General features: G+C 50.0%; 18 protein-coding genes. 4 read left to right on the plus strand and 14 right to left on the minus strand.

The window, feature by feature from the left end; all coding sequences use genetic code 11:
* Nucleotides 1–28: 28 nt before the first annotated feature.
* On the minus strand, nt 29–493 hold the full coding sequence (gene aroQ / locus JSQ80_RS00480; RefSeq protein WP_206093936.1) for a type II 3-dehydroquinate dehydratase: 465 nt from the start codon (nt 491–493) through the stop codon (nt 29–31).
* Between the two features lie 116 nt (nt 494–609).
* Entirely contained in the window at nt 610–1,227 is a 618-nt protein-coding gene (locus JSQ80_RS00485) for a YqhR family membrane protein (RefSeq protein WP_206093937.1), read from the minus strand.
* A gap of 162 nt (nt 1,228–1,389) precedes the next feature.
* Between JSQ80_RS00485 and JSQ80_RS00490 the strand changes: the two genes are divergently transcribed.
* On the plus strand, nt 1,390–2,337 hold the full coding sequence (locus JSQ80_RS00490) for a DUF1385 domain-containing protein (RefSeq protein ID WP_240463429.1): 948 nt from the start codon (nt 1,390–1,392) through the stop codon (nt 2,335–2,337).
* A gap of 23 nt (nt 2,338–2,360) precedes the next feature.
* The gene (locus JSQ80_RS00495; protein ID WP_206093939.1) at nt 2,361–2,654 is read left to right on the plus strand and encodes a hypothetical protein; all 294 of its coding nucleotides are present in this window, start codon (nt 2,361–2,363) and stop codon (nt 2,652–2,654) included.
* Between the two features lie 57 nt (nt 2,655–2,711).
* On the opposite strand, the gene JSQ80_RS00500 is transcribed toward JSQ80_RS00495, so the two are convergent.
* From JSQ80_RS00500 to mntR, 3 genes are all read right to left on the minus strand, one after another.
* Nucleotides 2,712–3,683: a patatin-like phospholipase family protein gene (locus JSQ80_RS00500; protein WP_206093940.1), complete on the minus strand. Its 972-nt coding sequence runs from the start codon at nt 3,681–3,683 to the stop codon at nt 2,712–2,714.
* 151 nt (nt 3,684–3,834) lie between these two features.
* Nucleotides 3,835–5,421 carry a family 10 glycosylhydrolase gene (locus JSQ80_RS00505; protein ID WP_206093941.1) on the minus strand — a complete coding sequence of 529 codons (1,587 nt, stop codon included), beginning with the start codon at nt 5,419–5,421 and terminating at the stop codon, nt 3,835–3,837.
* 102 nt (nt 5,422–5,523) lie between these two features.
* Complete coding sequence (gene mntR / locus JSQ80_RS00510; protein ID WP_206093942.1) at nt 5,524–5,949, minus strand: transcriptional regulator MntR; 426 nt, start codon at nt 5,947–5,949, stop codon at nt 5,524–5,526.
* Nucleotides 5,950–6,137: 188 nt separating this feature from the next.
* On the opposite strand from mntR, the gene splB reads away from it, so the two are divergent.
* Complete coding sequence (gene splB / locus JSQ80_RS00515) at nt 6,138–7,220, plus strand: spore photoproduct lyase (protein ID WP_240463432.1); 1,083 nt, start codon at nt 6,138–6,140, stop codon at nt 7,218–7,220.
* 51 nt (nt 7,221–7,271) lie between these two features.
* On the opposite strand, the gene JSQ80_RS00520 is transcribed toward splB, so the two are convergent.
* The 4 genes from JSQ80_RS00520 to JSQ80_RS00535 all read right to left on the minus strand — a co-directional run bounded on the left by JSQ80_RS00520 (nt 7,272) and on the right by JSQ80_RS00535 (nt 10,939).
* A complete protein-coding gene (locus JSQ80_RS00520) occupies nt 7,272–7,988 on the minus strand; it encodes a cytochrome c biogenesis CcdA family protein (protein WP_087433726.1) in 717 nt (238 codons plus the stop codon).
* A gap of 59 nt (nt 7,989–8,047) precedes the next feature.
* Entirely contained in the window at nt 8,048–8,851 is an 804-nt protein-coding gene (locus JSQ80_RS00525) for a metal ABC transporter permease (protein WP_087433785.1), read from the minus strand.
* Between the two features lie 273 nt (nt 8,852–9,124).
* A complete protein-coding gene (locus JSQ80_RS00530) occupies nt 9,125–9,871 on the minus strand; it encodes a metal ABC transporter ATP-binding protein (protein ID WP_087433725.1) in 747 nt (248 codons plus the stop codon).
* 60 nt (nt 9,872–9,931) lie between these two features.
* Entirely contained in the window at nt 9,932–10,939 is a 1,008-nt protein-coding gene (locus JSQ80_RS00535; protein WP_206093943.1) for a metal ABC transporter substrate-binding protein, read from the minus strand.
* Between the two features lie 245 nt (nt 10,940–11,184).
* On the opposite strand from JSQ80_RS00535, the gene JSQ80_RS00540 reads away from it, so the two are divergent.
* On the plus strand, nt 11,185–11,997 hold the full coding sequence (locus JSQ80_RS00540; protein ID WP_206093944.1) for an undecaprenyl-diphosphate phosphatase: 813 nt from the start codon (nt 11,185–11,187) through the stop codon (nt 11,995–11,997).
* A 166-nt stretch (nt 11,998–12,163) separates the two neighbouring features.
* Here the strand turns inward: JSQ80_RS00540 and metG are convergent, their stop codons facing one another.
* From metG to JSQ80_RS00560, 5 genes are all read right to left on the minus strand, one after another.
* Nucleotides 12,164–14,173 (minus strand): methionine--tRNA ligase, encoded by a 2,010-nt coding sequence (gene metG / locus JSQ80_RS00545; RefSeq protein ID WP_206097423.1) that lies wholly within the window; start codon nt 14,171–14,173, stop codon nt 12,164–12,166.
* Nucleotides 14,174–14,269: 96 nt separating this feature from the next.
* Complete coding sequence (locus tag JSQ80_RS29370; RefSeq protein ID WP_272491056.1) at nt 14,270–14,395, minus strand: hypothetical protein; 126 nt, start codon at nt 14,393–14,395, stop codon at nt 14,270–14,272.
* A gap of 172 nt (nt 14,396–14,567) precedes the next feature.
* On the minus strand, nt 14,568–14,840 hold the full coding sequence (gene yidD, locus JSQ80_RS00550) for a membrane protein insertion efficiency factor YidD (protein ID WP_206093945.1): 273 nt from the start codon (nt 14,838–14,840) through the stop codon (nt 14,568–14,570).
* Nucleotides 14,837–15,298: a Fur family transcriptional regulator gene (locus JSQ80_RS00555; RefSeq protein WP_087433721.1), complete on the minus strand. Its 462-nt coding sequence runs from the start codon at nt 15,296–15,298 to the stop codon at nt 14,837–14,839. The genes yidD and JSQ80_RS00555 overlap by 4 nt, the downstream gene beginning before the upstream one ends.
* Before the next feature lie 433 nt (nt 15,299–15,731).
* Nucleotides 15,732–17,873 carry a stalk domain-containing protein gene (locus JSQ80_RS00560; RefSeq protein ID WP_206093946.1) on the minus strand — a complete coding sequence of 714 codons (2,142 nt, stop codon included), beginning with the start codon at nt 17,871–17,873 and terminating at the stop codon, nt 15,732–15,734.
* Nucleotides 17,874–17,958 lie beyond the last annotated feature (85 nt).

Genomic DNA, 17,958 nt, shown 5'->3' on the forward strand with positions numbered 1-17,958 from the left:
TCTCATCATCTCCTGACGTACTTCATATTTACGCTTCGGACGGGGCCGCAGCAGCATGCGGTGACACATGGCGGTGCAAGGCGATTAACCCCAATTCATAGCTAAGCGACCCAAATCCAGCGATCTGACCGACAACGACGGGTGCAGTTACCGAGACGTGACGGAATTCCTCACGCTTATGTATGTTGGACATATGAACTTCTACAGTCGGAATACTTACGGTGCTGATGGCGTCCCGCAGTGCGTAGCTATAATGCGTCAGCGCTCCGGGATTGATCAGAATGCCGTCACACTTGCCGTATGCAGCGTGGATGCGGTCAATGATTGCGCCTTCGTGATTGCTCTGGAACGTCTCCAACTGAACGCCCATATCCTGAGCCTTTTGTACAAGCCGTGCTTCAATCGCAGCCAACGATTCGCTGCCGTAGACACCTGGCTCTCGAATGCCGAGCATATTCAAGTTCGGACCGTTCAGTAACAAATAGCAAGCCAAGCAAATCCCACCTCTCCAGCGTATCGTCAACAGACGAATCCTCACGTATTTTATCACACGAAGCAAGAAATGAGAAGAACCAAAGCATAAAGTTGAATGAATACCATTTCATGGAATCACATGACTGGTTCAGGCTGCTTCCCTTCCGTATTTTTGCCGGAGCCGCTGCCAGAATTATCATTGGACTCAGAGGAAGGCCCCTGAGCGCCGCCCTGATTCCCGCCTTGGCTTTGTGATTTGGCTTCGTCGGGCTCCCGCAATCGTTCATCATTGAATTCCGTCGCAACCGTGTAGCCAATGAACAACCCCCACAACAGCATGATGCAGGATTCCGTCCAAATCGTGTTCCACGTCGTCTTCCAGACGGGAGGCACAAGCCCTATCGACGGGCCGATTGCAATAAACAGCACAATCCACCACGCCAGTCCATATGCCATGCCTGCCCATGGACCGGGAATCTTCCGCAAGAACAATGTATACAATATGGCTGCCGCTATAGAGAAGAGGATAAAGAAGAACAAACCTGCGGCCTGCCCCTTTATCGTCGTCAAGTAATCATGCTTATAAAAAGGCTCAACCAGAAAACCGGGCACAACGATCGTAAATTGAAACAAATAAGAGAGCCAATGCAGGCCTCCCCATATCAACCCTGAAAAAAAACCGAGTTGGAGCGCAAACTTTAATGGGTTCGTCCGTTTCTGCCGTCTTATCTGTCTTGCTTGCTGCTGATTCATCTTCATCCGCCTTTCATGTGCAATATTTAGTTAGCATGTAGTATGCTCCAATGCAGAATTAGAGATTACAATCATGGTGTGGAAAACGGCAAAGAAATTCGTTACAATAAAATTATTACAATTGGATTAATCGGGAACGTACAATTAAGGATGGTGAAACGATTGTCTCAAGAAACAAAAGCAAACTACGGAGGACAGGCCGTAATTGAAGGCGTAATGTTCGCCGGCAGACATGTAAATGTGACGGCCGTTCGACGTAAAAATAACGAAATTACTTTTTACGAAGTTCCGCGGCAAGATAAGCCTTGGATGAACAAGCTGAAGAAGATTCCATTTATCCGCGGCATCGTCGGTATCTTTGACGCCAGTGCCAAGGGATACCAACATTTGAATTTTGCCGCAGAGAAATACGCGGAAGATGAGGAAGGCCCGGAAGCGGGTCCGCAAGATAAGCAAGAGTCCAAATGGAATCTGGCGATGATTGTCGGTGTGGCGGTAGTCGGCGTATTGTCGCTCATATTCAGCAAAGTCATCTTCACTGCCGTGCCAGCCATAATTGAAGAATTGCTGCTCGGCAAGGCATTCGACAACCGTGTCGTGCACACGTTGATTGAGGGAGTGATCAAAATCGTCTTCTTGCTCGGCTACTTGTGGCTGATTGCCAAGACGCCGATCATCAAACGATTGTTCCAATACCACGGGGCAGAGCATAAGGTTATTACTGCATATGAAGCAGGAGTTGACCTGACCGTGGAAAATGTTCAGAAGTTCAATACGCTGCATTATCGTTGCGGCAGCAGCTTTATTATTTTATCTGTCATTATTGGTGTCGTGATTTATTCATTCATCCCATATGATAACCTATGGGAGCGCGTGTATCCGCGCCTGCTGCTTATCCCTGTCGTCATTGGCGTATCGTATGAATTTTTGCGGCTGACCAATGCGCTGAGAGACGTTCCTGTCTTGCGTTGGCTCGGATATCCCGGCCTCTGGCTGCAGCTGTTGACGACAAAACAACCAGAGGATGACCAGGTTGAAGTGTCCATTGCTTCCTTTAACCGCATGCGTGAATTGGATATAGAACTGGTAAACAATAAAGCAGCATCCTAAAACAAGGCGAAAGGGTGAGGACGATGGCTCCACGTTGGTTATTATATGTACTCGTCCTATTCGTCGGAATCGGTATATTTAGTAGCTTTAGACAGGATCCGGTATACGTCATCATCCCTGTTGTGCTTATTGCTGTTATATGGCTGGCCTACCGATTCGGACCGAAAGGCAATGCGCCGCGAGTGAAGAAGTCGGCGCAGACGGAAGCGAAGCTCAAGGGAACGCAGCCAAAGAAGCGCGTTCGCAGCCGTTCACAGGCGTCACTGCGTGTCATTGACGGACATAAGTCAAAAGAAACGAAAAAGCAATCGAAATAACCAAACAGCGCGGCAGTCGGGATTTCCCCGGTGCCGCGCTGTGTTTAGTTAGCGTGCTTATCCTTTGTTCATACAGAACGCTTGATACATTTGTTCATAATTGCCGTAATCCCACTCGTCAAAAAACTTCGTGCCTGCATTCAGGCCTGATTCATACAATGCCATACTTTCCTCTAGCGTTAAATCGAATTCTGTCGTTCCGATGCCAAGCGTTGGGATTTTAATGGTGCGGAACCGGTTTTGCTTATCGATATAACGCTGATCATGAGCCGACATCATCGTTTCGAACATCGCCTGCAGCATCGTAACGAGCCCTGTAATCCGGTGCGGCTGGTTTTCTTTCTTCCCTACCATCTGGAACCCGATCGTCGGCATGAGGCGCCTCGTCTTCGGATCGCGCTCATCATCGAACAGCCACAACGGGAAGTTGCTCAGCATCCCGCCATCCACGATATAAGCGAACTGCGTGTTGAACGGTTTGCTGCGCCCGCGCTCGGTATGATGCGCATAACGAATGATGACGGGATCGAAAAAATACGGAATGCTCGTGCTCATCCGGACCGCTTGGCTGACGAGCAATTTGCTTGGGTCGATGCCATACTGCTTGATATCGTCAGGCAAAACCAGCAGACGGCCATTTGAAATATCCGAAGCGATAATGCGAAGCTGCTTGTTCTTCAAATCGCCGAATGTGCGAATGTTTTTTTTCAACAGACAAGCATGAATCCATTGCTCCAGCCGCTCACCGGAATAAAGCCCCTTCTTGAGCAGCAGTCTGGCCGCAGGCCCCATCCATTTTATCTGAAAAATGGGAGCGCGCTGTAAAAAGGAAGAAAAGGGCATTTGCAAAATGAGCTGCTGCATTTCTTCAGCCGTGTATCCGGCCGCAATCAACGCCGCGACGACGGATCCGGAAGAGGTGCCCGCGACGTGCCTGAATCGGATACCGTTCAGTTCCGCCGCTCGAACCGCGCCTGCCAACGAAATGCCCTTTACGCCTCCTCCTTCAAATACGGCATTCATGTACATCGACCATGTCCCCTTCCCGCCTGCCTACTGTTATGTATGCGCGGCGAGATAAGGATATGTCCATTATTTGTTGCCATTTCTATGAAAAATGTATAATTTCAGTTGCATGTTTTATAAAATAAAGTCATTTTTCAATCGGATAAGAATAAAATTATTGCTTGTAATATTGCTGCAAACGCTCCGAAACCTGCTTTGTGTTCTTGATTAGATCTTTAGCGCTAAAGAAAATGCTGCCTGCGATATGATTGTATTGCTTGTTGTAGTCGAGCTGTTTTACGAGCACATCGGCACTGCTCCAGTCTTTCTCCTTCGCATCCGCCAATTTGTAAGCGGCATGTCCAATATATAAATCAACTCCGCTGCCCGCTGTTTCTTTGACCCACCAATCTACGAGCGTGTCGTACGAAGCAGCCGCATGGCCGATATGCCAATACACCTGCGGTGCAATGTAATCGATCCAGCCGTTCTTAATCCACGTTCTCGTATCGGCATATAAATTGTCGTAGCTGCTTAGACCTGCTTTCGTTGCAGAGCCTGTCGGATCGGCACTGGAATTCCGCCATACGCCAAATGGACTGATGCCGAATTTCACTTGCGGCTTCGACGCTTTAATATCTTTGCTTAACGACTGCACGAATTGATTGACGTTGTCGCGCCGCCAATCCGCTTTGTTGGTGAACACCTTGTTATATTTGCGGTATGTATCCTCATCATTGAACGGTTCTTTATCTTCTCCATAAGGATAGAAGTAATCGTCCAGATGAACGCCGTCGATGTCATACTGTGTCACGACCTCCATAATCGTATCCAGGATGAAGCTTCTTGCTTCTGGCTCGCCTGGATTATAGAGCAGCTTGCCGCCATGTTTGACGACCCATTCTGGATGCTGCTTCGCCGGATGATTATCGACGAGCTTATCAAGGTTGCCTTGAACGCTGATGCGGTACGGATTGAACCAAGCATGAAACTCCATCCCTCGTTTATGTGTCTCCTCTACCATATAGGCGAGCGGATCATAACCGGGGTCTTGTCCTTGCTTGCCCGTCAACCATTCTGACCAAGGCAGCAGCTTCGATGGATAAAAGGCGTCCGAAGTCGGGCGAACTTGAACGAATACGGCATTCATCCCCATCTGCTTCAGCTTGTCAAGCATATCGGCATATTGCTGCTTCTGCTGTTCGGCATTAAAGCCGGACTTGCCCGGAGCTTGCGGCCAATCGATATTGTACACTGTCGATATCCATGTTCCCCGCAAGCCGTCCATATGAATTTCTTCGCCGGCTTCTTCGCTGCCGCTCCCGGTCACTAGCGTAACCGTGCGCGTGTTCTTGTCCCACTTGACCGGAACGCCGACATTTTCACTAATGAACCGAAGCGGAACCATCGTGCGCCCCGCTTTCATCGCTGCGCTTACATCCAACTCCATGCTTTTACCGTTTATCTCGGCGGTGCTGCTGCCAAGCGTCAACTTAATTACGGTGCCATCCTTTCGGAACTCTACCTGCCTGCTGGCTGGATCCCAATCCACTCCCGCTCCGACCGCCTCCCCGACTGCCCGAAAAGGCAGCATCGTCACATTTTTGCCCGGGACGATATAAGGCGCTGCGTCCGTCTGCAGACGGCGTTCATTAATGAAGATGCTTACATCCTCGGACGCCGCTGCAGCCAGCACAGGCAACGACGCGCTTAGCATCATCGCTGCGCAAGTGCCCAGCAATATTCGTTTGACCTTGTTCATAAATGGTAACCTCTCCCTTACATTTGTTGAGTAAAGCTTGGAACTGCCCTCATTGTATTAGACGCAAAAAATAAAACATCTGTTTCGCTTTAAACAGATGTTTTACGATTCAATTTCCAATTCGCTGCGAACGCTGTTCAATGCGGCCACTCGTTCCGGATCACGTTGGAAGTACTCAACAAGCGCTTCAATGCACGTAATCGAATCCCAGCTTAGATGATGTTCGATTCCTTCGACATCTGTATAAATATGCTCCTCCTGCACCCCAATCAACGCCAAAAAATGTTCTAACAGCTGATGTCTATCAACCAAACGCTTGCCGATTTTTTTTCCTTTGCTCGTAAGAACAAGGCCCCGATACTTTTCATATATGAGATATTGATCTTTATCGAGCTTCTGAATCATCTTCGTTACGGATGAAGGATGAACCTCCAGTCCTTCCGCGATGTCTGACACGCGTGCGTAGCCCTTCTCATCGATAAGTTTATAGATACGCTCCAAATAATCTTCCATGCTCGGTGTAGGCATCAAGATTCCCTCATTTCATTCCACATTAAAAAACTCCAGCCGGAGCAAAACAGTGCACCTCTAAGTTTACATTGTTTCTCGAACAAGTTCAACCTTACCCGAAAATACGGCATTTACCAGTCGATTCGCTTCGTGTAATACACAAACTATATCGGACTGCACATTGTGCTACAGGAAGGGAGGATACCATGCCGACCGAGAAGGTTGTTCCGTCATCCGCCACGAAGAGCCGCACTCCTCGCGCCACGGTGAAATTCGTGCCGGAGCTCGTCTATTTCGAACCGGGAGCGTTAGATTATCCCAAAGGAAAGCAAATTATGGCTTGGGTCAAGGCGCAAGGGATTGAGCATCAAATGACCACCTCTCATAATCGCATTACCAATTTCCCGGGTGAAACCGAGGTAGAGCAATATCGAATCGCCAAACGCACGCTTGTCGTCGGCGTCCGCAAAACATTAAAGTTCGATCAATCCAAGCCGTCGGCCGAATATGCAATTCCTATCGGTACCGGCTGCATTGGCCATTGCCATTATTGTTATTTGCAAACGACGCTCGGAGCCAAGCCGTATATACGGGTATATGTCAATACAGATGACGTATGGAGCGCGGCAAAGCGTTATATTGAAGAAGGAAAGCCCGAAGTTACGAGGTTCGAGGCTTCCTGTACGTCCGATCCTTTAAGCGTCGAGCACATTACGGGCAGCTTGTCCGAGCTCATTGAAAAAATGGCGCAGGAGGAATTCGGACGCCTCCGCTTCGTTACGAAGTATCACAACGTAGAACCGCTGCTCGATCTGCATCATAATCGCCGTACAGATGTCCGCTTCAGCGTGAATGCGGATGATGTCATACGCCAGTTCGAGCCTGGAACCTCTCGGTTCGAGGAACGCATCGAGGCCGCTGGCAAAATCGCCCGCGCCGGTTATCCATTAGGCTTTATCATTGCGCCAATTTATTGGTACAACGGCTGGGAGGAAGGCTACAGAACGCTTATTAAGCGGTTAGCGGAATCGCTGCCGGAAGAAGCGAAGCGGGATTTGACATTTGAGCTGATTCAGCACCGCTATACGAAGACAGCCAAATCCGTCATTGAGAAGCGGTATCCGAAAAGCAAGCTCGAAATGAAGGAAGAGGAGCGAAAGTACAAGTGGGGCCGCTGGGGACAAGGGAAATACGTGTATCCAGATGAGAAGGCCGGCGCGTTAAAAACGTTGATATCGGAACAAATTTACGAGCATTTTCCGACTTCCCGGATCTTGTATTTTACTTGATGAATAAAAAACCGTGTGCTCACTATGGGAGGACGCACACGGTACCGTTTCTTATGTAAGATTTCGCAACCAATCCGGCGTAATTTGCTGCAGCCAGATGTTGATCTGGTTCAAATGATCGGTAAAGAGCAGTATTCCCATAATAATCATGATGCCGCCGCCTAATTTCATCATGATTCCGGAATATTTCGTAAGCCAACGGGTCGAACCGATAAAGAACGATAAAATAAAAAACGGCACACCGAATCCGATGCAGTAAGCGGTCGTCATGACGATGCCCATGCTGGGCTCTGAGGCGGTCAAAGAGAAAATAGCCCCCAAAATCGGCCCTACACATGGGGACCAGCCCGCCGAGAAGCCCATTCCGAATAGGAACGATCCGAAATAGCCTCCTTTTTTGCCGACATTGAATTTCCAATCCTTCATCAGCATCTGCGGCCTGAATATGCCAAGCAAAATGAGACCCATCACCAAAATCAAAATCGCCGAAATTTGCCGCACCACGTCCCGGTATTGAGACAAAAAGGATCCCAAGAAGGTGGCGCTCAGCCCTAACGTATAGAACACAACGCTAATCCCGAGTATGAAGAACAGCGTGTGCGTCATCGTCTTCCATCTGACTGCGCGCGTGTTCTGCTCACTCTTCAACTCATTGACCGACATCCCGGTAATAATCGAGATATACGAAGGATACAACGGCAAGCAGCAAGGAGAAATAAATGATACCACTCCCGCCCAAAATGCAATCCATACCGTAATATCCGCCATCGAAACCGACTCCTCTCGCTCACGCTTGCATGGAGCTGCATTTCGTCATGCAAGCGCCGTTATACTTTGACCCCGCGGCGTATCACTAAGGTTAATATTAACACGGCGATGAGCAGAAGGACAATCGTTGCCCCTGGCGCCAAATTCCAAATACCTGCGGTCAGCAATCCGGCAACGACGGCGAACTCCGCCACCAATACAGACGTCATGACCGCCTGTTTAAAGCCTTTGGCGACTAACAGGCTCGTGGCGACCGGGATGGTCAGCAATGCGGATACGAGCAGAGCCCCCACAATCTTAATCGCTGCGCTGATGACAAGTGCGGTGAGCACCGTAACGGCGATATTGAGCCAGCGTACCGGTAAGCCATTGACCGCTGCCGCATCCTCGTCGAACGTCAGCATGAACATCTCTTTGAAGAAGACAAGCATAAATATAATGACGATGGCCGTAACGGCGCCAACGACCGTCAAGTCTGTGCTGTTCAACGTATAGATGCTTCCGAATAAATAGTTGGTTACATTCGCATTAAAGCTCATCCCAAGCGTGAAAAAGAGCGATGCCAGCGCTACCCCGCCTGACATAATGACCGCGATGGACAACTCGGCATAGGTTTTATACGCCTTGCGCAGCTTTTCAATCGCGATCGCGCCGAGAAGCGCAAAGACGATCCCCATGGCCAGAGGGTATACACCGAGCAAAAAACCGAGCGCAACGCCGGCTATCGTCACGTGCGCCAGCGTGTCGCCGATCATCGACAAACGGCGCAGCACCAGAAACATCCCCATTAACGGCCCGGTCACTCCGATGAGCAAACCACCGATAAGCGCCCGTTGAAAAAATTCGGAACTGATAATATCCAACAATCGTAACTACCCCTTTAAATGAAGGTTCAAAAAGACCACTTTTCAGCACCGAGAAGATTGCAAGAACCCGAAGCGTATGCTTCCGCAGCGCGTTTTGCTCCGCAAAACTTGTAAGGAGGAGCGGAGTGTAGGCAAGACTACATGAGCACCGGACTTAAAGGGTGAATGCAAGATTCGATGCCAATCACAACATTTAAGATACTTCGTGATCAAAAGGTGGCTTTTTGAACTACCTCTTTAATGCAAGTCAAGTGCAACACGGCGCTACTCTCAACTGAGCACGCCGTGTGTTAAATCCGGTTCCGCACACTCCACGTTATGCGAATGCTTGACATAGAAATTAAGCTTGCCGCACGTTCCCTTCGGATCGCTGCCGAGCCACGAATTGACCAGGTCCAGATCGTGCGATACCATGATGAACGTCATATGATGATGCTCGTGAAGATGCTGTAATAGATTGAAAAATTCCTTCTGCGTCTGTGCGTCGATGCCAACCGTCGGCTCATCTAGAATAAGCAGCTCCGGCTTGTTCACCATCGCTCTGGCGAGAAATACGCGCTGCTGCTGCCCGCCTGACAACTGTCCAATGCGCTTCTGTGCCAAGTCCTCGATCCGCATCGCACGCAATGCGTCCTTCGTCCGGCTCATGTCTTCCTTCGTCAAGCGCCGGAACAACCGGCTCCGGTTGTACATTCCGGACTGCACCACTTCCATAACGGTAGCCGGAAAAAGCGGATTGAACGAATTTTTCTGCGGAACATAACCGATCCGCTCCCACTCTTTGAACCGTTGAAGCGGTGTGCCGAATAGCTTGACCTCGCCCGACGTCGGACGAAGCAGGCCGACCAACAAGCGGAGCAGCGTGGTCTTGCCCGCACCGTTCGTTCCGATGACACCGACGAAATCCCGTTCATATACCGAGAAATTCACATCTTCAAATACTTGCTGACCTTCGTATCCAAATCCTACGTGCTCTAATGAAATCACCTGCTCATGACAGGTGTCAATCGTATTCATCCTTGTTTCATCTCGCTTCCTCGTTCAAGCTGTATAAGAGACCTCGCTGAACGTCCATTCTTATTGTAACGCGAGAAGGAGATTTTGCAAATTGCGTTCCATCAACGTCAAATAGTTATCGCCCGCATCCGCCTGTTCTTTTGTCAGCCCTTCAAGCGGGCTCAGCACCAAAATATCGGCTTTCGCTTCGCTTGCCAATGTTTTAGCCAATTGATCCGATACGAGCTCTTCGAAAAATACGTACTTAAGCCCTTTCTCCTGAACCAGCTTCGATAACCGCAGCAAATCTTGCGCTCTTGGTTCAGCATCCGGCGTAATCCCCATAATTGCGTGCTGGGTCAATCCATAATCACGGCATAAGTATCCGAAGGCATGGTGGGAAACGACGATATCGCGATGTTTGACATTTTTCAACGACTCTTCGTATTTCGCGTCGATAGCTTCCAGCTTCGATTTCAGCTTGTCATAATTGCTCTCGTAATCAGCTTGGTGCGCCGCATCTTCCTGCACCAGCGCATCTTTCACATTTTTCGCCATCACGAGCGCCGATTTTGGGCTCACCCATGTGTGAGGGTCTGTGCTGCCATGGTCATGGTCATGATTCTCTTCATGGCCTTCTTCGTGACTCTCCCCGTGACCTTCCTCATGCGCGTGTTCTTCGGATTCTTCATGGGCGCCGTCCGCTTCAATGAGCGCAACGCCCTTGCTTACCTCAATCGTCTTAACCTGCGAACCGGAATCCAATCCTTTGACGAAATCATCCAGCCAGCCTTCAAATCCGGCTCCGTTCACCATAAGCAGCTGCGACTTCGATGCATTTTGCAAATCGCGGCTTTTTGGCGTCCAATCATGCGGCTCGACTCCGGCCGGTATTAAATTAATGGCATTTACATGCTCGCCGCCGATTTCGCCGACCATATAATAAATGGGATAAAAGCTCGTAACGACATTGACCTTGCCCTCGACGATGCCCTGCTGAGCGCCGTTTCCGCACCCGGCCAGCACGATCAGGAAGGCGCACGCCAACAATGCCAGTTTACGAATGTGGGTAGAAGTACGTAGTTTCATTGCTTAACTTCCTTTCCATTCCTCTAATTTCTTCTCCCCTGCATAGCGGTGCCAGTGAAGTAAGGATCGTTCTTCTTCGTAATTATTACTATTAAGATTATAGGCACGGTTAATTCCTTTGTCAATCCCCTATTTTTGAATCCATTGTCCTCCCCGCTTTGACAACTATCCAGCGGCGATTATAAGATGGTAACGTGTCTCTTAACCTAGCAGACAAGCAATTATTAAATAGGGAGTGAAGATTTTTGGAATGGTTAGACTGGCTTAAATATGCCGTGCTCGGCCTGGTGCAGGGGTTCACGGAACCGATTCCGGTATCGTCCAGCGGTCACTTGGTAATTGCCGAAAAATTGTTTGGATTACATATGGAAGGGCTTGGCTTTGAAGTGCTCGTCAACTTTGCATCCTTGCTAGCTATTTTGCTCATTTATCGCCAAGATATTGTCAGGCTTGCTGTAAATACGTTCCGATTTATGTTCAAGCGCGATCCAGATGCAAAATCGGACTTTATGTTTGTCATCTATTTGATTCTGGCCACGTTTCCTGCAGGCGTTATAGGTGTCTTATTCAAGGATACGATTGCCGATGTATTCAAAGGAGTAAAGATTATCGGGGCCACTCTGCTCATCACCGCTCTCGCATTATGGCTCATCCGCAATTTGCGCGGGCGCAAAGGGGATAAAGACTTGTCCTTTGGGGAAACGTTCATTGTAGGTTTGGCGCAATCCGTTGCGCTCATTCCCGGAATCAGCCGCTCCGGGGCCACGATTGTAGCTGCGATGGCATTGGGCTGGAAGCAGGAAACGGCGCTGCGCTTTTCTTTCTTCCTCTACATCCCGGTCAGTCTGGGCAGCATGATTCTTGAAGGAAAAGACATGATAAAGGACCCGATGCTGGGTCAATTGATCGGGCCTTATTTGCTTGCTTTTATTTGTTCCTTCGTCGCTTCCTACTTTGCATTGAAATGGTTCATGGGCCTGATGGCGCGCGGCAATCTGAAATGGTTCTCCTTGTACTGCGTCTTTGCCGGATTGCTCGTGCTGTTCTTTATGAACTAGCAATACGAATCGCATTGCATGCAAAAGAGGCTGTCCCGGCAGGTCTGAAGGACCTGAGGAACAGCCTCTTTCTTATGGGCCGCTCTTCTCCGTATCTATCGCCCCATGCCTTGTCCGCCATTGCATTTCGTGCAATGGAACAGCAGCATGTGCGTCAACTATGCTTCTACTTCACGATCGCGCCGTTTGGCATGCTGTCCGGAACCATGGCGAGCGTCAATTGGCCATCCTTGGATGCCGCCAAAATCATGCCTTGAGACAGTACGCCGCGCAGCTTGACCGGCTTCAGGTTCACCACGCAAATCACTTTGCGGCCCACGAGCTCCTCAGGCTTATAATATTGCGCAATGCCGGATACGACCTGGCGTTGCTCGTAGCCGAGATCAAGCTCTAAGCGAAGCAGCTTATCGGCCTTAGGCACCGGCTCGCAGTGCGTGACTTGGGCGACGCGCAGCTCCACCTTCGCGAAATCGTCGATCGCAATCTCTGCCTTTGCATCCTCTGGTGTGCTTGCTTCCGGCTTCGTATCAGACGGCGCCTTCTCCGCCGCGGCCTCTGGCGCGCCTGCAGGCGCTTCTCCGTCTTTTTTGCCTCCGCTCATCGCTTCGGCAATGGCAGCGACTTCCGTTTCTACCTCAAGACGCGGGAAGATAGGTTCCCCTTTAACTACCTTCGTGCCGCCGGCGATTACGCCTAACGTGCGCGCCGCATCCCATTCGGTGCTGTCACCGGCTTGCAGCCCAAGCTGCGCCCATACTTTGGCAGGAGCTTGCGTCAAGAACGGCTGCAGGAGAATCGCCGCGATACGCAGGCTTTCCGCCAAATGCGTCATCACTGACGCCAGCTCGCCGGCCTTCGCCTCATCCTTCGCGAGCACCCAAGGCTGCGTCTCATCGATATATTTGTTCGTCCGGCTAATGAACTGCCAGATCGCGGTCAACGCCACGGAAAATTCCATGTTCTCCATAGCCGCTTCCACTTTATCCACCGTTTGCGCCGCAACGTTGGCCAATTCCCCGTCAAATGCCGTTATTTGCCCTTGATAGGCCGGAATGTGTCCGCCGAAATATTTATCGATCATGGCGACGGTGCGGTTCAGCAGGTTGCCAAGGTCATTGGCCAAGTCGAAGTTAACGCGCTCCACGAAGCCTTCCGGCGTGAACGTTCCATCCGAGCCGAACGGAACCTCGCGCAGCAAGTAATAGCGCAGCGCATCCAGCCCGTAACGGTCAATCAGCATGACCGGATCGACGACATTGCCTTTGGACTTGGACATTTTGCCGTCCTTCATCAGCAGCCAGCCGTGACCGAACACCTTCTTCGGCAGCGGCAGTCCAAGCGCCATCAGCATAATCGGCCAATAAATCGTATGGAAGCGGATAATCTCCTTGCCGACCAGATGCACGTCCGCAGGCCAAAACTTCTCGTACAGCTCCGGCTTTTCTGTGCCATATCCGAGCGCTGTAATGTAGTTCGACAAAGCATCGATCCATACATAGACGACATGCTTAGGATCGCCCTTTACTTTGACGCCCCAATCGAACGATGTGCGGGATACCGCCAAATCTTCCAGCCCTGGCTTAATGAAGTTGTTAATCATTTCATTTTTGCGGGACTCCGGCTGAATGAAATCGGGATGAGCTTCATAATAAGCCAACAGTTGATCCGCATATTTGCTCATGCGGAAGAAATAGCTCTCTTCCTTCACCAGCTCGACCGGCCGGCCGCAGTCCGGACAGTTGCCGTTCTCTAGCTGGCGTTCGGTGAAGAATGCTTCACAAGGCGTGCAATACCAGCCTTCGTACGTGCCTTTGTATATGTCGCCTTGCTGCAGCAATTGGTCAAAAATGTCCTGCACGACCTTCTTGTGCCGCTCTTCGGTCGTGCGGATAAAATCGTCATACGAGATGTCGAGCTTTCCCCACAGCTCCTTGATTCCGCTAACGATATCGTCAACGAATTGCTGCGGCGTTTTGCCGCTTTCCCCTGCTTTGCGCTCAATCTTCTGTCCATGCTCATCCGTCCCCGTCAAATAACGGACGTCAAAGCCACGGAGCCGCTTATAGCGGGCCATCGCGTCACCTGCTACAGTCGTGTACGCATGGCCGATATGGAGCTTGTCGCTCGGGTAATAAATCGGGGTCGTAATATAGAACGTCTTGTCTGCCTTTGTCATCATAACAGCCTCCTAGCAAAAATAAAAAAAGCCCGCGTCCGCTTTGGGACGAGAGCTTAATCTCACGTGGTACCACCCAACTTTCTGCCGCTTCGATTACGCCGGTACGACGGCGTGGGAATCAACAGCGACAGCTTCATTGTGGCCGGTTGAGCCGACCAACCATTCGATATCGAGAATGACGCGCCGCAGGCTTATGCAGAAGCGATTCTGCACTTGCAAGCGGTTCCTCCCGGACCATATTCGGAAGACTTCCCATACCGGTTCGCAGCAATCCCGGCTCTCTGTCATGGCACGCTCTTCGTACTCATCCGTTCTTCGGATTTTGTATTTTCCATGTATAGGATAACAAAAAGGGAACTATGCTCAATATAGCGTAGCCATTGTCCACCTGTCAAGGACGCTTTGGCGGAACCGGGTCAAAGCCTCCGGGGTTGAAGGGATGGCATCTGGCAATTCGCCTCATCGTGAGCCAAGAGCCCTTGAGCGGCCCATGCACCTCCAACGCTTCCAAAGCATAAGCGGAACAGGTCGGATAGAACCGGCACGTCGGAGGCTTAAGCGGCGAGATCCATTTGCGGTATACTCTCACCGGACCTTGAAAAGCTCTCGTCACCCATCGCGGACAGGCAGAGGGCGCGCCGTTCCCAGGCAAATTCGAAGTCATGATGCATTGCCCTTCGCGTCATCCTTCGCTTTCTCTTCCTGTTCCTTGTCCGAACAAGCTTCGCAATATCCGAACACTTCAAATTTATGCTTAACGACCTGGAATTTCTCAGGCACGTCCGTTAGTGGCATCGGGCAAAAATGAATCGGATACGTCTTCTCGCATTGCAGGCAAATCATATGATGGTGATGGTGGCTTTCCGCACAGTGCACGCGGAATTTCACGCCATCTTCGAATACAATCTGCTCTAATACTCCTAATTCATGCATTACGCGCAAATTGCGGTACACGGTGTCGAAGCTAAGTCCGGAATAGCGTTTTCCCATGAAATCATAGACATCCTTCGGGGTCAGAAAGCCGTCGGTATCCGCGAACAACTTCGCCAACGTTCGACGCTGATCCGTTATTCGCAACCCCTGCTCGGCCATTTTTTCGAGTATCTGATCTGTGGTCAGCATCGAAGTTCCTCCTCTGTATGCAACAAACCGATTATTATTATAATGCTCTAATTGCTGGCGCAAAGTCAAACCTAATGATAAACCTGGACTATTTCATAACAAAATAGCGAGTGTTAGGCTCATGAACTGTAAATGTGCATTATAATTTCGTTTTATAACGATTTTCAGGCACTTGAACGGCAAATCCGCATTTGAATTTATGTCTTTTTCGATTTATGGCGATTTTTAGGAAAATGAGATGTAATTTTGCAGTTGGAGAGCCCCAAAAGATGGAATACGCCTGTAACAGATGTACTTTTGCAGTTCACGCACGCACCGTGTACAGTGCGGATGTCGGCGAGGGAGGACGTCGATCTTCGCTGTCTTCCATTCAAAAAGGACAGCCGCTAAGCTGTCCTTTGAATGATGAATGAATGAGTTCCAATTCAATATATTACGAGCGCGGTTTTGGCAATGGGAGGAAGAGCAGGTTCACCGGCATATTGCTGCCTGCCGCCGGAGTGAACAGAATTTCCACCGATTCTTCGTAATCGCCCGTCCGGTATACAACGCTGGCTTCATCCACGCCCTTAATCAATCCTTGATTCGGCGAGTTCACCTTCTGACCGTTTACAAGCATCGCACCGGAGTACGAACCTGAACGGGAGTTGAAGGCGATGAGCGTATGTGGTGCCACCTTCTCCAGCTTCACACGGTACAGCACGCCGAAGTTCCCTTTGTTGACCATGTCTTGGTACGTCAGCATGTCCGTGCCCGTAAGGTCCTTATCGTTAATCTTGTCTGCGAACACCAGGCGTTCGCCCTTGCCCACTTCTTCCTTGACCGTAAAGTTGCGATCCGCGTTCGTATACGTGCCGCGAATATGTTCGTCCGGAGCCAACGGCTGCAGATTCGGCAATTCCGTCAATACGTCTTTGTCCGCATCCAGCGCAACTACGGTATATTCCAACGTGGTGCTGCCGTGAAAATCAGCATACAGCGTATACGTATCGTTAGGCTTGAGCGGGCGCTGATTCAATTCCGGAATAACGACCTTCGTTTCATTGGGCTTAATTTGCATTTCGGTCACTTTGTCGTTTTTCTCGAAGGACTCGAAGTAGCGTACTGTGGACATCTTGCCCGTTTGCTGCGGGTAAGGGCTCGGGCCCGCCAATCCATAATGCTCGATATAGAAGTCGGCAGGGTCATCCGAAATGTTTTTCACCAAAATATACAATTGAAGATTGTTTGATTTTTTGTTGATGTGGTGCAAAAAGATACGGGCTCCGCCCGCCACGTTGTCCTGGTACAGAATGCCATTGTCTTTGACATTCTCCGGACTGTTCGAACGGTACAACTTGCGGTTATTTTCCGTAAGCTCCGGCTGCAGCAGCTTCAAACCAAGCGCGGATCCGCCGTCAAAAGGAAACACTTCTCCAACCGGAGTATACACTTTGTTGAACTCGTCGAACGTATACAACGTCTCGCTCGTAATCGTGATGGTGTGCGAAACTTCACTGGAAAGACCGTATTTGTCGGTTACCTTCAACGTAACGGTATGATCGCCCGGTTCGAAGAAAGCCGGCTTGTTGTTCGTCCATTCCCGCTTCAGATCGGCGACATCGTCATCATCCGTGCTTAAATCCTGGTAGCGAATGTATTCACCCATCTTGTACGTCGTTTTGTCCGTCTGGAATTCAGCCACAGGCGGTTCATTCGGCTTCAATACCGTAATCGTCACGGAGTATGGCTCACTCCATTCACCGCGCTCGTCGCGCACGCGCAGCGAGACCGTGTATGTGCCAGGCTCATCGTAATAGTCTTGCAAGCCGGTCCATTCTTCCTCGACAATTTGCAGGCCGCGTGGAGATTTGGACTCATTGGTGACCGTAACCCGCGTCTGCTTCGCGAAGATTTCCTGCTCGTTGACACTGAATTTTGCGATTGGCGGAGCGCTTAATTGAATGGTGATGCGCTTCGTCTTGTTATCCCATTGATACGGCATGTCGAATGCTTGCATGGCCGACGTGATCGGCACCATGAACGTCCCTTCTTGCATATAGGAAGCGCCGCTCATTTTGGTTGCTTGTCCGTTGACCCGGTAACTGCTGCTGCCTACTTTATAACGAAGCTCTTTATCGCCGCTCGCAATAATCGTTTCTTTCGTCTTGCTGTCGTAGTTCACTTGCAAACCAAACCGTTCGACGAGAGAGCGCAGTGCGATATAAGAGACGCCCTTTTTCACGGTAATCGGCTGCGGAGATTTGTATTCCACGCCGTTCTGATACATCAGATTGCTATCTGCGATTAATACGAGCACATCTGTGCCAGCTTCGCCATCTGCGAACCCTGACTTGCCCGTTGAATTGTTGCCGCTATCATTTACGTTGTCCTTTACTTCGTCAGTGTCCTGATCCGTATCAGCGCTGCCATTCACTTCGCCCTGAATCGAGCCGCTTCCCTCTTGCATGGTTCCGTTTGTTACTTGGTTATTATCCGTTGCCGCCGCGTTCCCTTCAGCCGCAACGATAGGGATAACGGTAATGAATTGCACTGCAGCTACGCAGGTAATGAAAAGCTGTTTCCAAGATTTCATGTTTACGTCCTACTCCTCACCCAATCAGATATTCGTATGTGTAGTTATGTTTCCGTTCTGTGTATGTTTGAACATAGTTATAGAC

The sequence above is a fragment of the Paenibacillus apiarius genome (genome assembly GCF_017052585.1).
Taxonomy (GTDB): domain Bacteria; phylum Bacillota; class Bacilli; order Paenibacillales; family Paenibacillaceae; genus Paenibacillus_B; species Paenibacillus_B apiarius.